The sequence below is a fragment of the Olsenella profusa F0195 genome (assembly GCF_000468755.1).
In the GTDB taxonomy this organism is placed as follows: domain Bacteria; phylum Actinomycetota; class Coriobacteriia; order Coriobacteriales; family Atopobiaceae; genus Olsenella_F; species Olsenella_F profusa.
In genome coordinates this window covers 1-5,940 of the sequence record NZ_AWEZ01000049.1, presented here as the reverse complement: position 1 = coordinate 5,940, position 5,940 = coordinate 1, and the positions used below count along the sequence as shown (strand labels likewise).

Sequence of the window (5,940 nt, the reverse complement as noted above, 5' to 3'; positions counted from 1 at the left end):
TTTTTTGCTCCCGGCAGTGACAACCATCGGTTGTCACTGCCGTTTACCAGGCATTCTTTATCATAACCATTCCGGTGCGCACATCGTTTGACTGTGCCAGGAGGGCATACAGCCGGGTGACCCCATCACCCGGCTGTCGTCATCTCAAGGATAGGCCACCCCAGCGTGCGTCTGGGAGACAGACAAGTGGGGTCGTGAATGAGTTCACGTACGGATTCAAGGGGCAGCCATCCGAACGGGGGCGTTCCCACAGCCCACGGTGATGCGCCATCCAGCATATGGACGGCAGACTCGTGGCCATGCGTCAGGTTGTTCTGACGCACCTTTCGAGGACTCGCCCGCACGGTGGACACAATGAGGGTTCGACCAGCCCCGGAGCAACCTTCCAGGGCTGGTCGAACTGGACCTTCTAGCAGAGAGAGCTGCCTATCGCACGAACTCCTCGACGGCATGCTGGATGCCCGCCGCGTCCAGGCCATACTTGGCCAGGAGCTCCAACGCGGGGCCGGACTCACCGAAGACGTCCTGGACGCCCAGCTTCCTCACGGGTACGGGCCGTGCCTCGGCAAGGGCCGCGCACACGGCGTCGCCCAGCCCGCCGATCACGGAGTGCTCCTCCACCGTGACGACCCGACCGGTCCTCGCGGCCGAGGCGACCACGAGGCCCTCGTCCAGGGGCTTGACGGTGTGGACGTTGAGCACCTCGGCGCTCACGCCCTGGGTGGCGAGCGCCTCGGCCGCCTCGAGCGCAGCGCCTACCATGAGGCCGCAGGCCACGATGGTGACGTCCGTCCCCGCACGCTCCACGACGCCACGACCCAGCTCGAAGCGGTAGCCGGCCCCATGGAGCCGTGGTGCGGCAAGGCGGCCGAGGCGGAGGTACACAGGACCGTCCGCCTCATAGGCGGCCCTGACGGCGGCCTGCGCCTCCGCGTCGTCGGACGGCACGACCACCGTCATGCCCGGGATGGCGCGCATGAGGGCGATGTCCTCGTTGCACTGGTGCGTGGCGCCGTCCTCGCCCACGGAGATTCCCGCGTGCGTGGCGCCGATGACCACGTGCAGGTGGGAATAGCCGATGGAGTTGCGCACCTGCTCGAAGGCACGGCCGGCGGCAAACATGGCGAACGTGCTGGCGAACACCCTGTGCCCCGTCGCGGCGATGCCCGCGGCGATGCCCATGAGGTTCTGCTCCGCTATGCCCACGTCGAAGAAGCGGTCAGGGAAGGCCCTCTTGAACATGCCCGTCTTGGTCGCGGCGGCGAGGTCGGCGTCGAGCACCACGAAGTCGTCGTGCTCGTGGCCCAGCTCGACGAGGGCGTTGCCGTAGCTCTCGCGGGTGGCCATCCTCTGTGCGTCTGCCATCACTAGGCCTCCTTCGAGAGCTCGGCCATCGCCTGGGCGAACTCGTCGTCGTTGGGGGCCTTGCCATGCCAGCCCACCTGATCCTCCATGAACGAGACTCCCTTGCCCTTGACCGTGCGCATCACGATGCAGGTGGGGGCGCCCTTGGTCGAGCGCGCCTCCTGGAAGGCGGGTCGCAGCTGGCCGGGGTCACTGCCGTCGGCCACCTCGGCCACATGGAACCTGAACGCGCGGAACTTGTCCGCGATGGGCTGGGCGGAGTTGACCTCCTCGATGGTGCCATCTATCTGGAGGTTGTTGTTGTCCACGATGAGGCAGAGGTTGTCCAGCTGGTGGTTGCCGGCGAACATGGCCGCCTCCCACACCTGCCCCTCCTCGATCTCCCCGTCGCCCAGCAGGCTGTAGACGCGGTAGGCGTCACCCCAGTGCTTGGCGGCCAGTGCCATGCCCACGGCCGTCGAGACTCCCTGGCCCAGTGAGCCCGTGCTCATGTCCACCCCGGGCGTGTCGTGCATGTTGGGATGGCCCTGCAGGTATGAGCCCACGTGTCGCAGCGTCAGGAGGTCCTCCTTGGGGAAGAAGCCCCGCTCGGCAAGCGTGGCGTACAGCCCGGGCGCGCAGTGGCCCTTTGACAGGACGAAGCGGTCGCGGCCGGGGTCGTGCGGGTTGCCGGGATCGACATGCATCTCCTCGAAGTACAGGTATGCGAGGACATCCGCCGCAGAGAGCGAGCCACCGGGGTGGCCCGACCTGGCCGCGTGGGTACCTGCGATGATGCCCTTGCGGATCTCGTTCGCATGCCTCTTGATCTCTGCGTTGTCCATGGGAGGACTCGTTCCTTTCTCGCGGAAGCGGGCGGGTCGCCTACTGGGCGTCGAGGACCTTCTGCCAGTCCCTGTCGAAGCTGGCACGGCCCTGATCGGTGAGCGGGTGCCTCACGGCCTTCCTGAGCGCGACAAGGGGCACCGTGGCGATGTCGGCGCCGAGGAGGGCGGCCTGGGTGATGTGGTTGGGGGTGCGGACGGACGCCGTGATGATCTCCACCCGGCCGTCGACGTTCCTCCCCGCCCAGTCGTAGTTCTTGACGGCCCGTACGACGCTGGCGAGCTGCCCGATGCCGTCCTCGGCAATGTCGTCGAAGCGGCCGACGAAGGGGCTGACGTAGCGGGCGCCGGCGTTGGCCGCGAGCAGCGCCTGCGTGGGCGAGAAGACGAGCGTCATGTTGACGCGGATGCCCTCGGCGGCCACGGTGTGGCAGGCGGTGAGGGCCTCCTCGCAGATGGGGAGCTTCACGACGATGTTGGGGGCGAGCTTGGAGAGGCGACGGGCGTCGGCGACCATGTCCTCGATGGTCTTGGCCTGGGACTCGGCGGAGACGGGCAGGCCCTCGCAGACCTCGCAGATCCTGACCATGTGGCCCTCGAAGTCGGCGAGCCTGCCACCGGTCTTGGCGTAGAGGCTCGGGTTGGTGGTGACGCCGGCGAGGACGCCCCAGCCCTCGGCCTCCCTGATCTCGTCGAGGTCGGCGGTGTCGATGAAGAACTTCATGATGGCTCCTTTCCAGATGTCCGCTCGTGCGCGGACACGCGATACCTTGACGTTAGCCGAGACGCCCAAGCGCCTCCTCGATCTTCCCGCGAACGAACACGGATGCGTGGGCAACGTCATCCTTCCAGCTCGCGGAACCCAGATACCACATTTCGCACACATAGCGACGGACCCCCTGGGGCATGAGTTGGGTCAGGGCACCCTCGTAGTCCGTCGTGCCCTCGCCAAACAGCATGTCACGGTACTGGCCGGCCCTGGTCGCCTTCATGTGGGCCGCAAAGATGTGCCCCGCGCCCGTCGCGATGTCGTCGGCGACGGGCCTGCCGTAGAGCAGCGACGCGTTGGTGAGGTTGCCCACGTCGGGATAGACGCCCAGGAAGGGGCTGTCGATCTCGCTGACGTACCTCATGGCCTTCTCGACCGTGTCCATGAACGGGGTCTCCATGGTCTCGAAGCCCATGACCACGCCCGCCTTTGCGGCCATCTCGCAGGCCTTGGCCAGGTTCTCCCGGAAGCATCCCTCGGAGCCGTCCCAGGCGTCCTCCTCGTAGTAGGCGTCATAGCCGGCGAGCTGGATGATGTGCAGGCCGAGGTCACACGCCAGTTCAAGCGCCTTGTCCATCATGACGAGGCCATATGCGCGCTTCTTGGGGTCCTTGGCGCCAAGGGGCCACTTGCGATGTCCCGAGAGGCACAGGGAGCCCAGGGGCACGCCCGCGTTGCGCATGGCCTGGACGACGTCCGCGCGCTCACGGGCCGTCCAGTCCAGCCGGGCCTGGCGGGCATCGGACTCGTCCACCGAGATCTCCATGTAGTCAAAGCCGCTGTCTGCGGCAAGGCGCAGACGCTCCTCCCAGGTGAGGTCCGAAGGCGTCGCCTTCTCATAGAGCCCCAGCTCGTACGCTTTGCTCATATACGCTCCTCCCGAATGCAGGGTGCTGGTCTCGTCTGGAAAGGCCAGCGCCTGCGTCCTCGCTCGATTTCGACAGAGAGCGGCAGGATGGTCTGCTACTTCCCCTGCCCGTAGTAGGCATGGGGCCCATGCTTGCGGAGGTAGTGCTTGTCAAGCAGGTACTGTGGGGCAAGGGCGTCAGCGGCAGACTTGTCGGCGGCGCCACAGAGCAGCTCGGTGTCGCGGGCCATCTTCGCGATCTCCTCGATCACCACGGCATGGTACACGGCCTGTGCCGCATCCTTGCCCCACGAGAAGGGGCCGTGGTTGCGCACGAGGCAGCCGGGCTGGGCCACCGGGTCGGTGCCCGCAAAGCCCTCGACGATGACCTTGCCTGTATCGAGCTCGTAGGCTTCCTCGATCTCCTCCTGGGTGAGCCCCCGCATGCAGGGGACCTCGCCGTAGAAGTAGTCGGCCTGCGTGGTCCCATAGCAGGGGATGGAACGGCCGGCCTGTGCCCATGCGACGGCGGCCGCCGAGTGGGTATGGACGACGCCGCCGATCGAGTCCCAAGCCCTGTACAGGTACGCATGGGTGGGCGTGTCCGACGACGGGTTGAGGTCACCCTCCACCACCGTGCCGTCGAGGTCACAGACGACCATGTTCTCGGGAGAGAGCTCGTCGTAGTCGACCCCCGAGGGCTTGATGACGAAGAGGCCCTTGTCGCGGTCCACCTCGGAGGCGTTGCCCCAGGTGAAGACCACCAGCCCATGTTTGGGCAGATCCATGTTGGCCTCGTAGGCCCTCTCGCGAAGTTCCTTGAGCATCATGTGCGTCACCCCTTAGAGAACCGAACGGAACGGGACGTTAGGCTCGTGGTCGAAGCAGTCATGGAAGCCACGATCGTACATGTACTCCCTCTTGTCCTTGTCCAGGGGGTAGGTGTAGTCCCCGCCCGGCTGCCAGTAGTACGGATGGAAGGTGTAGCCCAGACGGTCCCTGCGCATCTGGTACAGGACCTCGATCTCGCGCTGGTCGGCCATGAAGTTGGTCCAGACGTCCCAGTGGATGGGAATGACGACCTTGGCCTGCAGGGCCTCCGCCATGCGCAGGATGTCGGTGGCCTCCATCTTGTCCTGGATGCCCACGGGGTTGCAGCCATAGGAGCCAAAGCACACGTCGACGCCGCCGTACTCCCTCATGACGTCCTTGCCGTGCTTGGCGAAGTAGATGGAGTAGTGGGAGTCGCCGCTGTGGTAGATGTTGCCGCCCGGGGTCACGAGGAGGTAGTTGACGGCCTTCTCGTCCATGTCGGTCGGGCACGTGCCCGCCAGGTCCTCGCGGTCGGGGCCGGTGGAGTCGGTGGTGACGATGCAGGTACGATCGAAGGAGTCCATGCAGACGATGGTCATGTCCTTGATCTTGAACGTGTCGCCGGGCTTGACGACGCGGATGCGATCCTCGGGCACGCCCCACGCGCGCCAGAAGTCGGCGGACTTCTCGGGACCGATGAAGGGCACGGGAATCTCGTTGCCGCTCTCGTCGGTGGTGGTCATGCCCGACTGGATGACGTGGGCGGCCCACTCCTTGGACATGTGGTCCTGGTGATAGTGCGTCGCCAGGACGGCATCCACATGGGTGAACGCGAAGGGGTCGAAGACGTAGGGGATGTTGCGCAGGTTGGGTTGCATGGCCCGGACGCCGGCCATGTTGGCCATCTGATGGCCGACCTTCATGAGGCCGTTGCCGTGGGTGCGCTTCCCATTGCCGGTCCACAGGTCGATGGTGATGTTGGCGTCGCCGGGCGTCTTGACCCACATGCCGGTGCAGCCGAGCCACCACATCTTGACGTTGCCCTTGGGCACCGTGCAGTTCTCGATGTCCTCGTTGAGCCATGTCCCCCACTCGGGGAACGTGCTCATGATCCACCCCTCACGGGTGACCTCGTCGATCGCAGACATTCGAACCTCCCTTGGTTGGTGAGCTGTCGATACCCCGCCCAGGGGCGGGGCCGTGGTACCGCGCGCGTGATGCTACTTCGCGAGCACCGTGTAGAGCGCGACCTCGTCGGTCTCGCGGTTGGCGGAGATGATGTGGCTCGATCCGCCCTCCTCGAAGACCCAGACGTTCGCGGG

The 5,940-nt window shown here is 65.9% G+C and carries 6 protein-coding genes; all 6 read right to left on the bottom strand.

The window, feature by feature from the left end:
• Window positions 1-426: 426 nt before the first annotated feature.
• The 6 genes from HMPREF1316_RS07455 to ulaG all read right to left on the bottom strand — a co-directional run bounded on the left by HMPREF1316_RS07455 (window position 427) and on the right by ulaG (window position 5,766).
• Entirely contained in the window at window positions 427-1,365 is a 939-nt protein-coding gene (locus HMPREF1316_RS07455; protein WP_040651828.1) for a transketolase family protein, read from the bottom strand.
• A gap of 2 nt (window positions 1,366-1,367) precedes the next feature.
• Window positions 1,368-2,189 (bottom strand): transketolase, encoded by an 822-nt coding sequence (locus HMPREF1316_RS07450; RefSeq protein WP_021726366.1) that lies wholly within the window; start codon window positions 2,187-2,189, stop codon window positions 1,368-1,370.
• A 40-nt stretch (window positions 2,190-2,229) separates the two neighbouring features.
• Complete coding sequence (locus HMPREF1316_RS07445; protein ID WP_021726363.1) at window positions 2,230-2,913, bottom strand: transaldolase family protein; 684 nt, start codon at window positions 2,911-2,913, stop codon at window positions 2,230-2,232.
• Between the two features lie 52 nt (window positions 2,914-2,965).
• Complete coding sequence (locus HMPREF1316_RS07440; RefSeq protein WP_021726365.1) at window positions 2,966-3,826, bottom strand: L-ribulose-5-phosphate 3-epimerase; 861 nt, start codon at window positions 3,824-3,826, stop codon at window positions 2,966-2,968.
• Window positions 3,827-3,921: 95 nt separating this feature from the next.
• Window positions 3,922-4,635: an L-ribulose-5-phosphate 4-epimerase gene (locus tag HMPREF1316_RS07435; RefSeq protein ID WP_021726367.1), complete on the bottom strand. Its 714-nt coding sequence runs from the start codon at window positions 4,633-4,635 to the stop codon at window positions 3,922-3,924.
• A 12-nt stretch (window positions 4,636-4,647) separates the two neighbouring features.
• Entirely contained in the window at window positions 4,648-5,766 is a 1,119-nt protein-coding gene (gene ulaG / locus HMPREF1316_RS07430; protein WP_021726364.1) for an L-ascorbate 6-phosphate lactonase, read from the bottom strand.
• Window positions 5,767-5,940 lie beyond the last annotated feature (174 nt).

What these genes read in the sequence shown, in the direction of transcription:
- HMPREF1316_RS07455 (WP_040651828.1), bottom strand. Translation starts at nt 1,365, where the DNA reads ATGGCAGACGCACAGAGGATGGCCACCCGCGAGAGCTACGGCAACGCC.
- HMPREF1316_RS07450 (WP_021726366.1), bottom strand. Translation starts at nt 2,189, where the DNA reads ATGGACAACGCAGAGATCAAGAGGCATGCGAACGAGATCCGCAAGGGC.
- HMPREF1316_RS07445 (WP_021726363.1), bottom strand. Translation starts at nt 2,913, where the DNA reads ATGAAGTTCTTCATCGACACCGCCGACCTCGACGAGATCAGGGAGGCC.
- HMPREF1316_RS07440 (WP_021726365.1), bottom strand. Translation starts at nt 3,826, where the DNA reads ATGAGCAAAGCGTACGAGCTGGGGCTCTATGAGAAGGCGACGCCTTCG.
- HMPREF1316_RS07435 (WP_021726367.1), bottom strand. Translation starts at nt 4,635, where the DNA reads ATGATGCTCAAGGAACTTCGCGAGAGGGCCTACGAGGCCAACATGGAT.
- ulaG (WP_021726364.1), bottom strand. Translation starts at nt 5,766, where the DNA reads ATGTCTGCGATCGACGAGGTCACCCGTGAGGGGTGGATCATGAGCACG.